This is a genomic window from Achromobacter sp. LC458 (genome assembly GCF_001005835.2).
In the GTDB taxonomy this organism is placed as follows: domain Bacteria; phylum Pseudomonadota; class Gammaproteobacteria; order Burkholderiales; family Burkholderiaceae_B; genus Achromobacter; species Achromobacter spanius_B.
Genome location: NZ_LBHW02000002.1, coordinates 62,908 through 79,375, shown reverse-complemented (window position 1 = coordinate 79,375; position 16,468 = coordinate 62,908). Strand labels below are relative to the sequence as shown.

Annotated in this window: 14 protein-coding genes; 7 read left to right on the top strand and 7 right to left on the bottom strand. The window is 62.0% G+C overall.

Annotated features, from left to right (window positions below):
- Positions 1-88 precede the first annotated feature (88 nt).
- The 6 genes from YH64_RS02550 to YH64_RS02525 form a co-directional block, all read right to left on the bottom strand.
- Positions 89-1,288 (bottom strand): M20 aminoacylase family protein, encoded by a 1,200-nt coding sequence (locus YH64_RS02550; protein WP_046806081.1) that lies wholly within the window; start codon positions 1,286-1,288, stop codon positions 89-91.
- Between the two features lie 138 nt (positions 1,289-1,426).
- Positions 1,427-2,446 carry an ABC transporter ATP-binding protein gene (locus YH64_RS02545; RefSeq protein WP_046806080.1) on the bottom strand — a complete coding sequence of 340 codons (1,020 nt, stop codon included), beginning with the start codon at positions 2,444-2,446 and terminating at the stop codon, positions 1,427-1,429.
- Positions 2,443-3,453: an ABC transporter ATP-binding protein gene (locus YH64_RS02540; RefSeq protein ID WP_046806079.1), complete on the bottom strand. Its 1,011-nt coding sequence runs from the start codon at positions 3,451-3,453 to the stop codon at positions 2,443-2,445. Before YH64_RS02540 ends, YH64_RS02545 begins: the two co-directional genes overlap by 4 nt.
- Before the next feature lie 11 nt (positions 3,454-3,464).
- Positions 3,465-4,394 (bottom strand): ABC transporter permease, encoded by a 930-nt coding sequence (locus tag YH64_RS02535; RefSeq protein WP_046806078.1) that lies wholly within the window; start codon positions 4,392-4,394, stop codon positions 3,465-3,467.
- Positions 4,391-5,365: an ABC transporter permease gene (locus YH64_RS02530; RefSeq protein WP_046806077.1), complete on the bottom strand. Its 975-nt coding sequence runs from the start codon at positions 5,363-5,365 to the stop codon at positions 4,391-4,393. The genes YH64_RS02535 and YH64_RS02530 overlap by 4 nt, the downstream gene beginning before the upstream one ends.
- 22 nt (positions 5,366-5,387) lie before the next feature.
- Positions 5,388-6,974: an ABC transporter substrate-binding protein gene (locus tag YH64_RS02525; protein ID WP_046806076.1), complete on the bottom strand. Its 1,587-nt coding sequence runs from the start codon at positions 6,972-6,974 to the stop codon at positions 5,388-5,390.
- A 115-nt stretch (positions 6,975-7,089) separates the two neighbouring features.
- Here YH64_RS02525 and mnmE point away from each other — a divergent pair, with 115 nt between their 5' ends.
- Both mnmE and YH64_RS02515 read left to right on the top strand, forming a co-directional pair.
- A complete protein-coding gene (mnmE, locus tag YH64_RS02520; protein ID WP_046806075.1) occupies positions 7,090-8,442 on the top strand; it encodes a tRNA uridine-5-carboxymethylaminomethyl(34) synthesis GTPase MnmE in 1,353 nt (450 codons plus the stop codon).
- A 370-nt stretch (positions 8,443-8,812) separates the two neighbouring features.
- On the top strand, positions 8,813-9,007 hold the full coding sequence (locus tag YH64_RS02515) for a hypothetical protein (RefSeq protein WP_046806074.1): 195 nt from the start codon (positions 8,813-8,815) through the stop codon (positions 9,005-9,007).
- 122 nt (positions 9,008-9,129) lie between these two features.
- Here YH64_RS02515 and YH64_RS02510 read toward each other — a convergent pair whose 3' ends face one another.
- A complete protein-coding gene (locus YH64_RS02510) occupies positions 9,130-10,524 on the bottom strand; it encodes a ClcB-like voltage-gated chloride channel protein (RefSeq protein ID WP_046806073.1) in 1,395 nt (464 codons plus the stop codon).
- Positions 10,525-11,013: 489 nt separating this feature from the next.
- Between YH64_RS02510 and YH64_RS02505 the strand changes: the two genes are divergently transcribed.
- From YH64_RS02505 to YH64_RS02485, 5 genes are all read left to right on the top strand, one after another.
- Entirely contained in the window at positions 11,014-11,691 is a 678-nt protein-coding gene (locus tag YH64_RS02505) for a response regulator (RefSeq protein WP_046806072.1), read from the top strand.
- On the top strand, positions 11,681-13,177 hold the full coding sequence (locus YH64_RS02500; protein ID WP_143215225.1) for a sensor histidine kinase: 1,497 nt from the start codon (positions 11,681-11,683) through the stop codon (positions 13,175-13,177). The genes YH64_RS02505 and YH64_RS02500 overlap by 11 nt, the downstream gene beginning before the upstream one ends.
- Before the next feature lie 169 nt (positions 13,178-13,346).
- Positions 13,347-14,294 carry a Bug family tripartite tricarboxylate transporter substrate binding protein gene (locus tag YH64_RS02495; protein WP_370512721.1) on the top strand — a complete coding sequence of 316 codons (948 nt, stop codon included), beginning with the start codon at positions 13,347-13,349 and terminating at the stop codon, positions 14,292-14,294.
- A 118-nt stretch (positions 14,295-14,412) separates the two neighbouring features.
- Entirely contained in the window at positions 14,413-14,850 is a 438-nt protein-coding gene (locus tag YH64_RS02490; protein ID WP_046806070.1) for a tripartite tricarboxylate transporter TctB family protein, read from the top strand.
- On the top strand, positions 14,847-16,373 hold the full coding sequence (locus YH64_RS02485) for a tripartite tricarboxylate transporter permease (RefSeq protein ID WP_046806069.1): 1,527 nt from the start codon (positions 14,847-14,849) through the stop codon (positions 16,371-16,373). Before YH64_RS02490 ends, YH64_RS02485 begins: the two co-directional genes overlap by 4 nt.
- Positions 16,374-16,468 lie beyond the last annotated feature (95 nt).

Here is a 16,468-nt window from a genome sequence, read left to right as displayed (position 1 = left end):
ACGTCATATAGAAAAAGCCGCGAGACAAAGGCTCGCGGCTTCATGCCTGTCGCGTATTAGCAAATAGCCGATCGGTTATTGGCGGGCGTTACGCAGCCGGCAAATAGGCCTCGACCAGCTTCACCCAATACGTGGCGCCCACCGGCAACAACGCGTCGTTGAAGTCATAGTTCGGGTTGTGCAGCTGGCACGGACCCATGCCGTGATAGCTTTCCATGCGGTGATCGCCATCGCCATTGCCCAGGAACAGGTACGCGCCGGGGATCGCTTCCAGGAAGAAAGAAAAATCTTCCGCGCCCATGAAAGGCGGCATGTCGCGCAACACGTTTTCCGCGCCGAACGCGTCTTCAGCGACCTTGGCCGCAAAGGCCGTTTCGTTTTCCCAGTTCACCAGCGGCGGATAGGCGCGCACGAAATCCAGCTCGCCCGTGCCGCCATAAACCTGCGGCAAGGTCGTGGCGATGCGGCGCATGTCGGCCTCGATCTTATCCAGCGTTTCCACCGAATACGTGCGCACGGTGCCGCGCAGCACGGCCTCTCCGGGAATCACGTTGTAGGCATCGCCCGCGTGAATCTGCGTGATCGACAGCACGGCCTGTTCCAAGGGGTTCTTGCTGCGCGAGATCACCGTCTGCAAGGCGTGCACCATGTCGGCCGCCACGATGATGGGGTCGACCGACGCATGCGGTTGCGCGGCGTGGCCGCCCACGCCCTTGATGACGATGTCCCACCGGTTGCTGGAGGCCATCGTGGGGCCGGCCCGAAAGCCAAACTGGTTGACCGGCATGCCCGGCATGTTGTGGATGCCGAATACCGCGTCGCACGGAAACTTGTCGAACAGCCCGTCCTGCATCATGGCGCGCGCGCCGGCGTTGCCGCCTTCTTCGGCCGGCTGAAAAATGAACACGACGGTGCCGTCGAAATTGCGATGGGTGGACAGGTATTGCGCCGCACCCAGCAGCATGGCGGTATGCCCGTCATGGCCACAGCCGTGCATGCGGCCGCTGATGGTGGACTTGTGCGCAAAGCGGTTGTGCTCGGGCATGGGCAGCGCGTCCATGTCGGCGCGCAAGCCGATCGTCTTCTTGCCGCTGCCGCCGCGCAACACGCCGACCACACCGGTCTTGCCCAAGCCCGTATGCACTTCCAGACCCCACGCACGCAAGCGTTCGGCTACCAGATTGGACGTGCGCGTCTCTTGGAAGGCCAGTTCGGGATGGGCGTGGATGTCCCGTCGCAAGGCAGTCAACTCGCCGTGCGCGCGTTCGATTTCGTCTATGGTTTTCATGGCGTTGGAATTAGGAATTAGGAGATTCAGATACGGCTTTCAATCGCTCAATCGCGGGCGCGCAATGCAAACACGCGTTTTCATTGAAGGATTCTCGCGCTTCGCCTCGTTCACGTCCAGTACGGCCATGCATGTGGGCTAGGCCATATCGTTCAAGTGACAGGCGCTGTACTGGCCCGGCGATATCTCGCGCAACAGGGGGCGCTCTTCTTTGCAGCGCGGCATCGCATGCGGGCAACGCGGATGAAACGCGCAACCGCTGGGCGGATCCAGCGGAGACGGCAGCTCGCCCTTGATCGGCTGATATGTGCGCCGCCCGGGCGTCAACGTCGGCAGCTCCTTCAACAGGGCCTGCGTGTACGGATGATTGGCGCGTTGAAAAACGGTGTCGGTCGGGGCAAGCTCGACCACGCGGCCCAGATACATGATGGCCACGCGGTCCGAGATGTGACTGACGACGCTCAGGTTGTGGCTGATGAACAGATACGTCAAATCCAGGTCATCGCGCAGCTGTTCAAACAGGTTCAGCACCTGTGCCTGGATGGACACGTCCAGCGCCGCGACGGCTTCGTCGCACACGATCACGGATGGCTTTAAAGCCAGCGCCCGCGCAATCCCGATACGCTGGCGCTGCCCGCCCGAAAACTGATGCGGATAGCGTTGCGCGAAGGATGGGTCCAAGCCCACCTGCCGCATCAATCCCGCCACGTAGTCGGCCTTGTCGCGGGATCGAATCAAGCCGTGCGCAACGGGCGCCTCGCCGATGATCTCGCGCACGCGCATGCGTGGGTTAAGTGATGCGTAGGGGTCTTGGAAAATCATCTGCACGCCAAGCTCATAGGCGCGCCGCTGTGTGCCCGTCATGGACTTCACGGCTTTGCCCTGATAGTGCACGTCGCCGGAAGTGGGCGGCAAAATGCCGGACACGACACGGCCCAGCGTGGATTTCCCGCAGCCCGACTCCCCCACAATGCCGATGACTTCACCCGGCTGCACGTCCAGGTCCACGCCGGCCACGGCATGCACCACTTGCGTCTTCAAGCCCGCGCCCAGCAGGTTGGCGATGCGGCCGGCCAGGTCCACGGGCTGCACAAAGCGCAGCGCTACGTCGCGCAGGGACAGGATGGGGGTGGCGGCGTCGCGTTGTGCTTCGCTCATTTGGGGTCTGGGTCTCCGGCATGCCAGCAGCGCACCCATTGCGCCGGGCGAACTTCAACGGGCTGCGGTTCGATCAGACAGGCGTCGGTAGCGCGCGGACAGCGCCCCCGGAACGCACAGCCTTGCGGCAGGTTCAACAGCGAGGGGGTCATGCCAGGAATCGGCACCAACGGCTTGCCACGCGATTCCGGCGTGGGGATGGATGCGATCAAGCCATGCGTGTACGGATGCATGGGATGCGTGATGACGTCGTGCGTGCTGCCCGTTTCCACGACGCGCCCCGCGTACATTACGGACACGCGGTCCGCCAGGCCGGCCACCACCGCCAGGTCGTGCGTAATCCAGATCAGGCCGGTGCCGGTCTCGCGGCACAGCTTCTGCACTTCAAAAAGAATCTGCCCCTGAATGGTGACGTCCAGCGCGGTGGTGGGCTCGTCGGCGATGATCAGGCGCGGGGAATTAAGCAGCGCGATGGCAATCGCGACACGCTGGCGCATGCCGCCCGACAACTGATGCGGATAGGCGCGCAGGCGCTCTTGCGGCGACGGAATGCCCACCATCGTCAGCGTCTGCAAGGCCCGCGCGCGCGCCTGCTCGCGCGACACGTTGTGATGCGCGCGCACGGCCTCGATCATTTGCGTATCCACGCGCAGAACAGGGTTCAGCGTCATCATCGGGTCTTGGAAGATCATCGCGATCTCTTCGCCGCGCAGTTGACGCCAGCGCGCGGGCGTCGCGCCGCGCAGGTCTTCCCCATTCAGGCGCAGGTGGCCTTCAACGATGCGGCCGGGCTCATCCAGCAGGCCCATCAACGAGAAGCCCGTGATGCTCTTGCCCGATCCCGATTCGCCGACCAGCCCCAGGATCTCACCTTCAGCCAAGGTCAGGTCCACGCCGTCAACGGCTTTCACCACGCCATTGCGCGTGAAGAAATGCGTTTTAAGTCCCTGGACCTCAAGTACAGGCCGGGCCACGGCCAGGGGCGATTGCACGGCGTTTGTCTGCATCGCGTTCGCCCTTAATTTGCGTGACGCGGGTTAAGCACGTCGCGCAGGTGGTCGCCCACCAGGTTGATGGCGATGATGGCCAGCGCCAGCGCGATGCCGGGAAAAAACGATATCCAGTACTGGCCGGACAACAGGTATTCAAAGCCGTTATAGATCAGCATGCCCAACGACGGCTCGGTCACCGGCACGCCAACGCCCAGGAACGACAACGTGGCTTCCAGCGCGATGGCGTGCGCCAGGTCGATGGTGGCGATGACGATCAGGGGAGGCATGCAGTTGGGCAGCACATGGCGAAACAGCACGCGGCCCCACGACAAGGACATGCAGCGCGCCGCTTCCACATATTCCTTGCCGCGTTCCACCAGCGCCGCGCCGCGCGCGGCGCGCGCGAAGTACGCCCACTGCACAACAATCAGCGCGATGATCACCTTATCCACACCCTTGCCCAGAATCGCCAACAGCATCAGCGCAACGAGGATGGCGGGGAAGGACAACTGGATATCCACAATCCGCATGAGCAACGCATCGATGCGGCCGCCAAAATAGGCGGCGATCAGGCCCACCGTCGCACCGATGCCAAACGCTGCCAGCACCGAGATCGTGGCCACCATCAAGCTTGTGCGCATGCCGTACAGGATGGCCGACAGCAAGTCTCGCGCTTGGCCATCCGTGCCCAGCCAGTGATGCATGGACCCGTCACTGCTTTCGCTGCCGGGCTTGAGCTTGGAATCCATGATGTCCAGCGATGCCAGGTCGTACGGGTTCTGCGGCGCGATCCACGGTGCCAACACCGCCGCGCCGACGATGACCAGCAGCATCACCAGGCCCAGGGTGGCAAGCTTGCTGGCGAAAAAATCAGAGACGAAGCGGCGCCAGGGCGTTTGTTCTTTTTTGGCAGCGATGGGCACGGCGGGGCTGGCGGGGCTGACGGGACTATTCATCGGCGGCTATCCAAGCGTACGCGGGGGTCCAGCACCGTGTAGATGATGTCCACCACCAGGTTCAACATGACCAGAAAGAACACGATCAAGAGCAGGTAGGCCACGACCACGGGGCGGTCCAGGTTGATGATGGAATCGATCAGCAGCTTGCCCATGCCGGGCCACGAAAAGACCGTTTCGGTGACCACGGCAAACGCCATCACCTGGCCAAATTCCAGGCCCGCGACGGTCACGACGGGGATCAGGATGTTCTTTAACAGATGCACGCCCAGCACGCGTTTTTCCGACAGGCCCTTGGCGCGCGCGAACTTGATGTAGTCCATCGGCAGCGCTTCGCGCGTGGCGGCCCGCGTCACGCGGATGATCATGGCGCACTTGGCGATGGCGATCGTTGCGGCGGGCAGCGCCAGGCTCATCCACCCGCTTAAGGTCAACACGCTGAGCTGCAACGAGCCGATGCTGACGGTCTTGCCGCGCCCACCCGCAGGCACCCACCCCAGCATCACGGCGAACACCATGATGAGCATCAGGCCGACCCAGAAGTTGGGCAAGGAAAAGCCCAGCACCGATCCCGTCATGATGGCGCGCGAGCCGGGCGCTTGCGGCTTCAAGCCCGCCAGGATGCCCAGCGGCACGCCGATCAGCACGGACAGCAGCATGGCCACACAGGCCAATTCCACGGTGGCCGGCATGCGCTCAAGGATGAGGTGCATGGCGGGCTCGCCCGTCAGGAAGCTGTTGCCGAAATCGCCGCGCACCGCCTGGCCCATGAAGATCAGATATTGCCGCCACAGCGGCAGATCCAAACCCAGCGATGCGCTGATGGCGGCGCGCTGCGCCTCGGTGGCTTCCGGGCTGGCCAGCATCGAGACCGGATCGCCCACCATGTAGATGCCCGCAAAGACCAACGCCGACATGACCAGCATGACGACGATGGTTTGCAGCAGTCTTCTTACGATTGTTGCCAGCACTGGAGACCGCCCGCGTTGCGCGTTACTTCTTCAGGGTTGCGAACTGCGCAAGCGTGACCTGGTCGGGGCGGCCCTGGTAGCGGATGTCGCCCTTCATCGCCCATACCGACAGTTCAAAGTGCACCGGCAGCATGGCGTAATCGTCCATGGCCATGTTGCTGGCCTTGGACAGCAACTCGGCGCGCTTGGCATCATCCATGGTGGAAGACGCTTCCTTGCCCAGCTCGTCCATCTTGGGATTGGAATAGCGGCTGCGGTTGGTCGTGCCCAGACCCGCTTCCGGGTTGCGCGTGACCAGCAAGGACGTCAGCGCGTTGGACATTTCACCGCTGGTCACGGACCACCCTGCCAGATACGCCGAGAACTGATAGCTGTCGCGATTCTTGAAGAACACCGGCGGCGCCATCGCGTCCACGCTGGTCTTCACGCCGATGCGCGTCCACATCGATGCGATGGCTTGCGCCACCTTCGAATCGTTCACGTAGCGGCCCGACGGCGACCCCAGCGTGATCGAAAAGCCGTTGGGATAACCGGCTTCCTTAAGCAGGGCCTTGGCCTTTTCCACATCGGCCTTGGGTGCCTTCGAATGCTCTTTGCTGGAGCCGAACATGGGGTAGGGCAGCAGGTTGCCGGCGGGCAGCGCCACGCCCCCCATCACGCGTTCCACCAGGGCATCGCGATTGATGGCCAGCGACAGCGCTTCACGCACGCGCTTGTCCTTCATGGGGTTCTTATCGGTGCCCTGGATACCGGGTGACGGCTCGGCGTACTGGTCCAGCGCCACGTACACGACGCGCACCGACGGCGTCTCTTCCACAAAGAGCTTTTTGTCCGCCTTGAGCTTGGGCAGATCGTCGGTGGGGGGGTCCTCGATCATGTCGACGTCGCCGGCAAGCAATGCGGCCACGCGCGCGGCGGCATTGCTGATCGGGCGATACACCACACGGTCCCACTCGGGCTTCTTGCCCCAGTAATTCTCATTGCGCGCCAGCACGAATTCGGCGCCGCGTTTCCATGACACGAACTTGTACGGACCCGTGCCCACCAGGCCATCGCCGCTATTCAATTCGGTGGTGGTCTTGCCTTCAGCCGCCGGGCCCGACGCGGCCTTTTTCGACATGATGGGCAACTGCGCAAGGTTCACCAGCAGGTTGGGCGCGACTTCCTTCGTGGTGATGCGTACGGTCATGGGATCGACCGCTTCGGTCTTCGCCACCGAGCCAAGATACAGCGTGAAGGGCGAGGGGCTGTTGGGTACTTTGGGGACTCGGTCGTAGGTAAATACGACGTCTTCCGCGGTGAACGGCGTGCCGTCCGAAAACTTGACGTTGGGACGCAGCTTGAACGTCCATACCTTGCCGTCAACCGTCCACGATTCGGCCAACGCGGCCTTCGGTTTCAACTGGGCGTCGGTAGCAACCAGGGTGTCGAAGATGGTTTGGGAGATTTGCGTGTTGGGCGTCAACGCGTGGTACTGCGGATCCATCGATGAGGGCTCGGTCTTCAAAGCGATCACCAGATCGCGAGCCATAGCGGAACTGAATGTGCCAAAGGCCAACATCACCGCGGCCGAGCCGCAGGCCAAGACACGCGAAAACCGAGATGCCATCGTGATCTCCCAGAGTTGTTTCGGGTTTTGAACCTCGGGGCCACATTAACCAGCAAACAAGGAGCCGCGCAACAGTTATATTCCCCTATTGTTCTCGCTTCCCCGCCTCTCAGATATGTCCGCTTACGCCCCTATTGCCGCCATTGCCACCGCCCCCGGAAGAGGTGGCATCGGCGTCGTGCGCGTTTCTGGTGCGGACCTGTCCGAATTGGTGCGGCGCATTTTCCAACGCGAACTCACGCCGCGCCACGCGCACTATCTGCCGTTCAAATCCATCGACGGCGAACTGCTGGACGAAGGCATCGCCCTCTACTTTCGCGCACCGCATTCCTATACCGGTGAAGACGTGCTTGAGCTGCAAGGCCACGGTGGCCCCGCCGTGTTGCGGCGCGTGCTGGAAAGCTGCCTGGCGGCCGGGCGCGACCTGGGCGTGCGCCTGGCCGAACCCGGTGAATTCACGCGTCGCGCCTTTCTGAACGACCGCATGGATCTGGCGCAGGCCGAAGCCGTGGCGGACCTGATCGATGCGTCTTCCGTGGCGGCCGCGCGAGGCGCCATGGCGTCGTTGTCCGGCGAATTTTCATCGCGCGTGAACGACCTGTCCGACCGCATCATTCACCTGCGCATGCTGGTCGAGGCGACGCTGGATTTCCCTGAAGAAGAAATCGACTTCCTTGAAAAGTATCAGGCGCGTCCCACCTTGGACGCGCTGACGGCGGACCTGTCCAAACTGATCGCGCAAGCCCGCCAGGGCGTCATCCTGCGCGAGGGCCTGCATGTGGTGCTGGCCGGCCAACCCAACGTCGGTAAATCAAGCCTGCTCAACGCGCTGGCAGGCGACGACATCGCCATCGTCACCCCCATTGCGGGCACGACACGCGACAAAGTGGTGCAGGAAATCCATATCGACGGCGTGCCATTGCACATTGTGGACACGGCCGGATTGCGCGAAACCGAGGACACGGTTGAGAGCATCGGCATCGCGCGCACCTGGCAGGAAATCGAACGGGCTGACGTTATTTTGCATCTGCAGGATGCAACGCAGCCGGGCGATGAACTGGACGCGCAGATCACCGCGCGCCTGCCGCCCCGTACCCCGGTGTTGAAGGTGTTCAACAAGGTGGACCTGTTATCCACAGCGTTCACGCCGGGCGCGGGTGAACTGGGTATCTCAGCCAAGCGCGGGGCCGGCCTGGACGCGCTGCGCGCCGAACTCTTGAACATCGCAGGCTGGAACCCCGGCGCCGAATCACCCTGGCTGGCGCGCGAACGTCACCTGCACGCCTTGCAACAGGCGGCTGAACATTTGGAATTGGCCGGCGAACACGCGGGTCAGGACGACCGGGTGCTGGACCTGTTTGCGGAAGAGCTGCGGCTGGCGCATGAAAGCCTGACGAGCATCACCGGAAAATTCACCAGCGATGATTTGCTGGGCGAGATTTTCTCCCGCTTTTGCATCGGTAAGTAACCGGACAAGGGCCTGATTTGAAAGGCCATATAGCAGATCGCTTTCCCGATCTGCTCCTCGATGCGCGTCCCTACGCCTCGTCAAGAAAACAGGATCTACCTCACGCGCTTATCGGACTGTTCTTATTTACCGGGTCTGGCAGTTGCTTCTAAAAGTGGTCATCGCTAATTGACGCCATCGACGACTACCAAAGTGGGTCGTCCCCAAGAGCACGCCATGCCCTCACCATCTGACTTGCCCACAGCCACCATCTGGCGGTTACTCCAAGCCCGCGCCGCTGCCGCCGCGACAAAGCCGCTGGCAAGAGACCCTGCAACCATACCGGGACTGGTATGCAGGGTTACGAGGCCGGCTGGCGACGCCCTATGGGATGTTCAAGGCTCCCCTCACCATCCCGCTCTGGCTGGGCTGGCTGCTCATCAACGCATTTCCGGACAGCGTTGAAGCCTTCATCCAGTACAACGTGCCGTACACGCCGTTCCCCAAGGAAATCGATAAGTTGTGCGGCTTCGGTGAGAAGCGCAAGCCGGTGATCCGCGTAAACGGAGAACGCATTGATCCATGAAGTGCTGCCGGGCGTATGACAGACAAGGAAATCTGAGGTCCGACTGAACAAACTGAGCTTTTGCTCACGTTATCCATTCAGCTTTCTTTTCAATATTCCTTGCTAAATTTCACCTTTCGGCGTCACCTCTCGACGTCAGTTTTCGCCGCTACTTTCCACACCGCACGCTGCGCGCGCTCGTTGTTCGCCAGTGATTTCGCATACACCGACTCCGGCCGTATCCGATGTGCAATGACGTATCCCGTAATGCAGGCCAACATCAGCGGCAGCATCACTTCATAGCTCAGCGTCATCTCAAAAATCATCAGCGTCGACATCAGCGGCGCGGACGTGGTGGCGGCCAGCAACGCCCCCATGCCGACAACGGCATAGCTGGAAATTGCCGACACATCACCCGCCGGCAACAGCGCTTGCAACCCGCTCGCATACAGCGCACCCAAGGCCGCTCCCACAAACAGCGTCGGCGTGAACACGCCGCCGACCGCGCCCGACCCCACGCTGGCGCCCGTGGCCACTATCTTCATCAGCAAGATGGCCGCCACGGCCTGCCAGGCCCATTGCGTATGCAGCATGCTGTTGACCACGCTGTAACCATTGCCCCAGACCTGGGGGTTGACGACCGATAAGGCACCGACCACCAGTCCGCCCAATGCCATCCGGAGCCAGAGCGGGAAGGGCAGCCGCGAAAACGTGGCGCGCGACAGATCCAGAAATCGCAGGAATTGAGGCGCGACCAGGCCAGCGGCGACGCCCAGACCCAGGTAATTGATCACTTCCCACCCCGACACAAATTCAAAATGCGGCATATGGAAGACAGCGTCGTAGTGCAGGATCTGGCGCGTGACGATGTTGGCCACCACTGACGACACCACAAGCGGCACCAGCGTGGCGGACGAAATTACGCCAAAGACGATCTCGGATATGAACAAGGCGCCCGCAATGGGCGCGTTATAGGCGGACGTGATGCCTGCCGTGGCCCCACAGGCGACCAATAGGCGCAGATGGCGGGGCGGCAGCAGCAGGAATCGGCCGGTCAGCGATGAAAACATGGCGGCCAGCTGGACCATCGGACCTTCGCGCCCGATCGACGCCCCGGAGCCGATTGAAAAAATGGACGACAGGCTGCGCGCGAGTGTCTGGCGCAGGCCAATGACGCCGCGGCCAATGGAAATGGCTTCCATATAGTCGGCTGCGCCCCGCTTTGGCAGCCACCGGGCAGCCATTTGCAGGACGAGACCGGCGACGGCGCCCCCCGCAGCGGGCAGCAGGAACCGTTGCCAAGGGTCCAGCCCCCGCGCCAGCGACACCATGCCGCGCGGAACCTCTTCGCCGCCCAGCAACATCTGCGTCCAGCCCAGCAGTTCGCGAAACACCACGGTTGCCAGGGCGCCGAACAGCCCCATCAGCGCCGCCGCGCACAAGGTGGCGGGCAGATTGTCGGCCACCAAGCGGGCCCTTAACCGGTAAACCAAGCCGTGTTTCGCCCTGGATTTCATGATGCTTTTTTCTATAGCCATCGCCGGATTTTACGGCGGAAGCTGCTCACTTTTTGTTCAGTCCCCTGTCAAGAAAGCGCCGGCGCGCCCCCTCGAATGCCCGGTCGCCCAAGTGCCTCAAAAGGCGATTTTGACCCCCTGCAAGAGCGAAAAACCCGGTAGGCAACGGCCGGTTTTTCGGGGTAAAAGTGCCGCTTTCCACCCCAATTCCCATGGCCGACCCTGTGGATAACTCCTAAGTAGCCAGGTTGTGCACATTGTGTGGAGGCAAGTTGAACAAGGTGGTGTTTTTGGGGGTGGCCGAAATGTTGTCCAACTTCAACTTTTTTCCCACACAGAGTTCTTGCACAGGCAAAAACCGCTGCAAGCTGATGAAAAGAATGAGGTTTTCAAGGTTAAGGTAGTTATCCACAGGCCTTATTAATCATTAGTCTTTATATAAAGAGAAATAAAGGAAAAGCCAAACATGCTTTCCCATTCCGCCCAGCCACTCCCCCCCGGACTCCGTCCATGCGCATCCTTCTGATAGAAGACGAAGCCGAACTTGCTCGCTGGCTTTCAAGAAGCCTGGCTCGACACGCAGGCTTTGTCGTCGAATGGGCTGACGACGGATTGGTCGCCGAAAGACGGTTGGCAATCGAAGAATTCGATGCGGTCGTCCTGGATCTGGGACTTCCCGGTATGGACGGCCATGCCTTGCTGGCAAAAATTCGCGCGCGAGACGATCGAACGCCGGTGTTGGTCTTGACCGCGCGCGATTCCTTGGCCGAAAAAATTGGAACGCTGCATCTGGGTGCAGACGATTTCCTGCCGAAACCGTTTGTTGTGGAAGAGTTGGAAGCGCGTTTGATCGCACTGATTCGGCGCAGCCGGGGACGCGAACACCCGCGTCTGTCTCTGGGAAACCTGGTTTTTGAGACTGCGGCTCAAAAATTCATGGTCTCGGGACAGACTTTGCAGTTATCCCCACGTGAACATGCCGTACTTCGGGTGTTGATTCAGAAAAGTGGCGAGCCCATCAACAAGCAGCAAATTCTTGACCGCATCGTGACGGACGATGCGGACATCAACCTGGAAGCCATCGAAGTGCTGGTACACCGCCTGCGCAAGAAATTGGCGGATACCGGTGTGCAGATCGTGACCATGCGGGGCATGGGCTACTGCCTGGAGAACCTTGTTGACAACTAGAAATCCGAGAAAAACGGGTTTTTTCGCGGGAAAAAAACGTAATCGCACCCTGAAAACGCAGTTGCTCTGGTGGCTTATCCCCACGTTGGTCCTGGTGATGATGGGCGCGCTGTGGCTGTCGAACCATCAACTGCGCAACCAGGTCGACATTGCCTATGACCGATCGCTGGCTGGCGCGCTTCGCGCGATTGACCACAACATATCCACAGCCAGCGGTGGATTAGCCATGGAACAGCCTTACCTGATGCTTGAATTTTTTGAGCTGACGGCCAATGGCAGCGTTTTCTATCGCGTGGCAACCGAAGACGGGCTGGCCGAAATCGGGCATCCCGGCTTGCCGTTGCCCGAGCAGCCGCTGGAATCGGGCGAACCGCGTTTTTTTTACGCGACCTACCAGGGCGCCCCGGTGCGCGTCGCCGCGCTGGCCCGGCCGATGGATCCGCCCCTGTATGCAAACAAAGGGGGACGGGTAATCGTGCAGGTGGCCGAGGGGCTGGAAAGCCGCCAGGCGTTCATGCACCAGGTGCTGTTGCGCTCGGTGGAACGGGACCTGGCCGTGATTCTGATCAGCGTTCTGGTCATCATCCTGGGGGTTTTCATGGCGCTGCGCCCCTTGGTTCGACTAAGGCAGGAGGTGGAAGGGCGTTCTGGAGACGATTTAAGCCCCGTCAGCGCATCCGAGATGCCGGGTGAGGTCCTGCCCCTGGTTTCGGCTGTAAACCTCCACATGGCCCGTTTTGCGGCCCAGGCGAGGGTGCAGAGCCAGTTCCTTGACGACGCCTCGCACCAATTGCGCACGCCCTTGTCGGTTTTGCGTACCCAAACGGCCTATGCCCTGCGCGAAACAGACCCCCAGGAGGTCCGTACAGCCCTTCTGGCGATGCAGGAGGGCCTGGACAGGGCCGTGCGCGCCACCAACCAAATGCTCGCCCTGGCGCGCGCTAAGGACGCTTCCGTGGCCGAAGGGGGGTTTACTGCGGAACCGGTGGATCTGGTCGAGCTGGCCGACGCCGTCATCCGAAGCCTGCTGCCCGCCGCGCGAGCGCGTCAGCTGGACATCGGGCTGGAAGCGGAAAGTCGGCCGGTATGCGTCAGCGGCGCGGAGTGGCTACTGCGCGAGGCCGTCACGAACCTGGTCGATAACGCCATCCGCTATGCGCGGCCGGCCGGCGAGGTCACCGTGACGGTGCACGTGGAAGGGAGCCAAGCGCGTCTGGCCGTCGAGGACGACGGCCCGGGGATGTCCGCGGACGACATCGCGCGCGCCTGCGTGCGTTTTCGCCGGGGTGCGGCAGGCAAGAACACGTCGGGGGCGGGCCTGGGCTTGGCCATTGTGGGCACCATTGCCGGAATACTGGGCGCCACCCTCGTCCTGGAAAACCGCAAGCCCTTGCCGGGCTTGCGTGCGGCCCTGGTGTTTTCCCTGGCGCCCGCCCGCAACCGCGATCCCGATGCTGCGCCGCGTCACGAAATCGCGCGAAATTGAAAGGGTTTGGAAAGCTTCGATTTTGTACGGTAGGGTTCGCTGGGCCCATGCAGGCAAGGCATCGCCGGCCTGGCGGCATCAGCCATACCTAGACCTATAAAACCTGGAGAAGAGACAAATGCAGACCAGCCTGAAGCTGCGCCTGGCCGCCGTGGCCGCACTTGGCGCGATGACCCTGTCCCTGGGCGCCGCCCACGCCGCCGACGAGCCGCGCCGCCCCGAATGCATCGCACCGGCCCAGCCGGGCGGCGGCTTTGACCTGACCTGCCGCCTGGCGACCGAGGGCTTGAAGCAAAGCGGCGCGATCAAGAACACGATGCGTATCGTCTACATGCCGGGCGGCATCGGCGCGGTGGCCTACAACAACATCGTGGCGCAGCACCCCAATGAACCCGGCACCATCGTCGCGTTCTCCGGGGGTTCGCTGCTGAACCTGGCGCAGGGCAAGTTTGGCAAGTACAACGTCGACGACGTGCGCTGGCTGGCGGCCATCGGCACCGACTACGGCGTGGCTGTGGTGCGCAACGATTCTCCGTATACGGACCTGAAAAGCCTGATGGACGCGTTCAAGCAGGATCCCACCAAGATCGTGCTGGGCGCCGGCGGCACGGTGGGCAGCCAGGACTGGATGAAGGCGGCGTTGACCGCCAAGGCGGCGGGCGTGGACTTCAAGAAGATGCGCTTCGTCGCATTCGAAGGCGGCGGCGAAGCGGTCACCGCGCTGCGTGGCGGGCATATCCAGGCGTACATGGGCGACGCGGCCGAAGCGTTCACCATGCTGGAAGGCGGCGCACCGATCCGCGTGCTGGCCGTGTTCAACGACCAGCGCCTGCCCGGCAAGTTGGGCACGGTGCCCACGGCCAAGGAACAGGGCTACGACATCGTCTGGCCCATCATCCGGGGCTTCTACGTGGGTCCGAAGGTGTCCGACAGCGACTATCAGTTCTGGGTCGACGCGTTCAACAAGGCGACTGCCTCGCCTGAGTTTGACAAGCTGCGCCAGCAACAGGGCCTGTTCCCCTTCAACAAGACCGGGCCCGACCTGGATGCCTACGTTAAGAGCCAGGTCAAGGTCTATGGCGAACTGGCGGATTCGTTCGGCCTGATCAAGAAGTAAGCCGGCCGCAAGGCCTTCCCACCGATCGCGCCTTGCCGGCGCCCCCGCGCCGCCGCGTTTGTCGGTGGCGCGCGGGGGCGGCTGCGTCCGCGCATTCATTCACAACGGAAAGTGGATCATGAACGATCGAATCCTGGGCATCGGCGCACTGGCGCTGGCCGCCTTCATGACATCAGCCGGATGGGGCATCGAAGCCCCATTCGCCTACGAACCGGTCGGCCCGCGCGCCTTTCCCCTGTTGGTGGCGGCCATGATCGGCCTGTGTGGCCTCTGGCTGATCTACAAGGGCGGCCACCCCGTTGAATCAAACCCGCCGGGCGCCAACGGGCGCATCGCGCTGATGATGGCGTTTACGGTCGCCTACGCGTTCCTGTTCCAGTGGCTGGGATTCATCGTCGCGACCACCCTGATGACGATCTTCGTCGGCCGCCTGTTTGCCGGCAGCTGGATCAAATGCGCCATCGGCGGCATCGTCATGAGTCTTCTCTTTTTTGTGTTGTTCGACAAAGTGCTGGACGTCGTCCTGCCGGGCGGCTTGCTGGAGACCCTGCTATGAGCAGCATTCTTGATCATCTTTCGATCGGATTCGGCGTTGCGTTTTCGCTGACCAACATTTTGGTTGCCATGATCGGTTCGTTCATCGGCACCCTGGTGGGCGTGCTGCCCGGCCTGGGGCCCGTCAACGGCGTGGCGATGCTGATTCCCATCGCGTTCGCGATGAACCTGCCGCCGGAAACCGCGTTGATCCTCTTGGCCGCGGTGTACGTGGGTGCGGAGTATGGCGGCCGTATCACGGCAATTTTGCTGAACGTACCGGGCGAGGCAAGCGCCATCATGACGACGCTTGATGGTTACCCGCTGGCGCGACAAGGCATGGCCAACGTGGCGTTGTCGCTGTCGGCATGGTCGGCGTTTTTCGGCGCCATCGTGTCGGTGGTGGGCATCATCCTGCTGGCGCCGTTGTTGGCCAAATGGGCGTTGGCGTTCGGGCCGGCCGAGTACTTCGTGCTGATGATCTTCGCCTTCTGTTGTCTGACCAGCTTGCTGGGAAAACAGCCGGTCAAAGGCGTGCTGGCGGCGATGATCGGCCTGTCGATTTCGGTGGTCGGCGTGGATGCGAACTCGGGCGTATATCGCTACACGTTTGAATCGGTGCACTTGGCTGACGGTATTGATTTCGTGGTGGTGGTTATTGCGTTGTTCGCGGTCAGCGAGATGCTGGAAATGTTGGAAAAGGTGATGGCTGGGCATAGCGTCGAGGTCACGCCCAGTGGGCGCAAGCTTTTCAATCTGAAAGAGCTGGCGTTCACGTGGTGGAGCGTGGTGCGCAGTGCGCTGGTGGGCTTCGGCGTGGGGGTGTTGCCGGGGGCGGGCGCAAGCGTGGCCGCGGCGGTCGCGTATTCGCAAGAAAAACGCATCATCGAAGCCAAGGATCCCGATGCCAAGTTCGGCAAGGGCGACATGCGCGGCTTGGTCGCGCCGGAGGCGGCCGCCACCGCATCAGCGATCGGTTCTTTTGTGCCGATGCTGACGCTGGGCGTGCCCGGGTCGGGCACGACGGCGGTCATGATGGGGGCGCTGACGCTCTACAACATCACGCCGGGGCCGGTGCTGTTCGATACCAAGCCCGAACTCGTGTGGGGCCTGATCGCGTCGTTGTTCGTGGCAAACGTGCTGCTCTTCGTCATGAATGTGCCGCTGGTGCGCCTGTTCTCGAAGGTACTGTCGGTGCCGGGGTGGCTGATGGTGCCGGGCATTTTGTGCATCAGCTATATCGGCGTCTATGCCATCAACGCCGGCACGTTCGACTTGCTGCTCGTGGCTGGCATCGGCGCGCTGGGATACTTCCTGCGCAAGTTTGGCGTGCCGATGGCGCCGCTGGTGCTGGGCGTCGTGCTGGGCAACATGATGGAACAGAACCTGCGCCGTGCCTTGTCGATGACCGATGGCGATGTGCGAGTGTTGTTCGCCAGTCCAGTGTCGATGTCGATGTGGGCGGCGGCGGTTGCGGTCGTCGTAGTTCCGCAGGTTCTTCGCCGCGTGCGGCGTGCGCGAAAAGCGGCGGAGAACGCGGCTTGACGTAGGCAACAGGGGCGCTTTTAAGCGCCCCTGTTGTTTGATTTATGAATATGAGTAATCGCTCATATTCCGGTGCTTTGGTTTTTGTTTTGGTT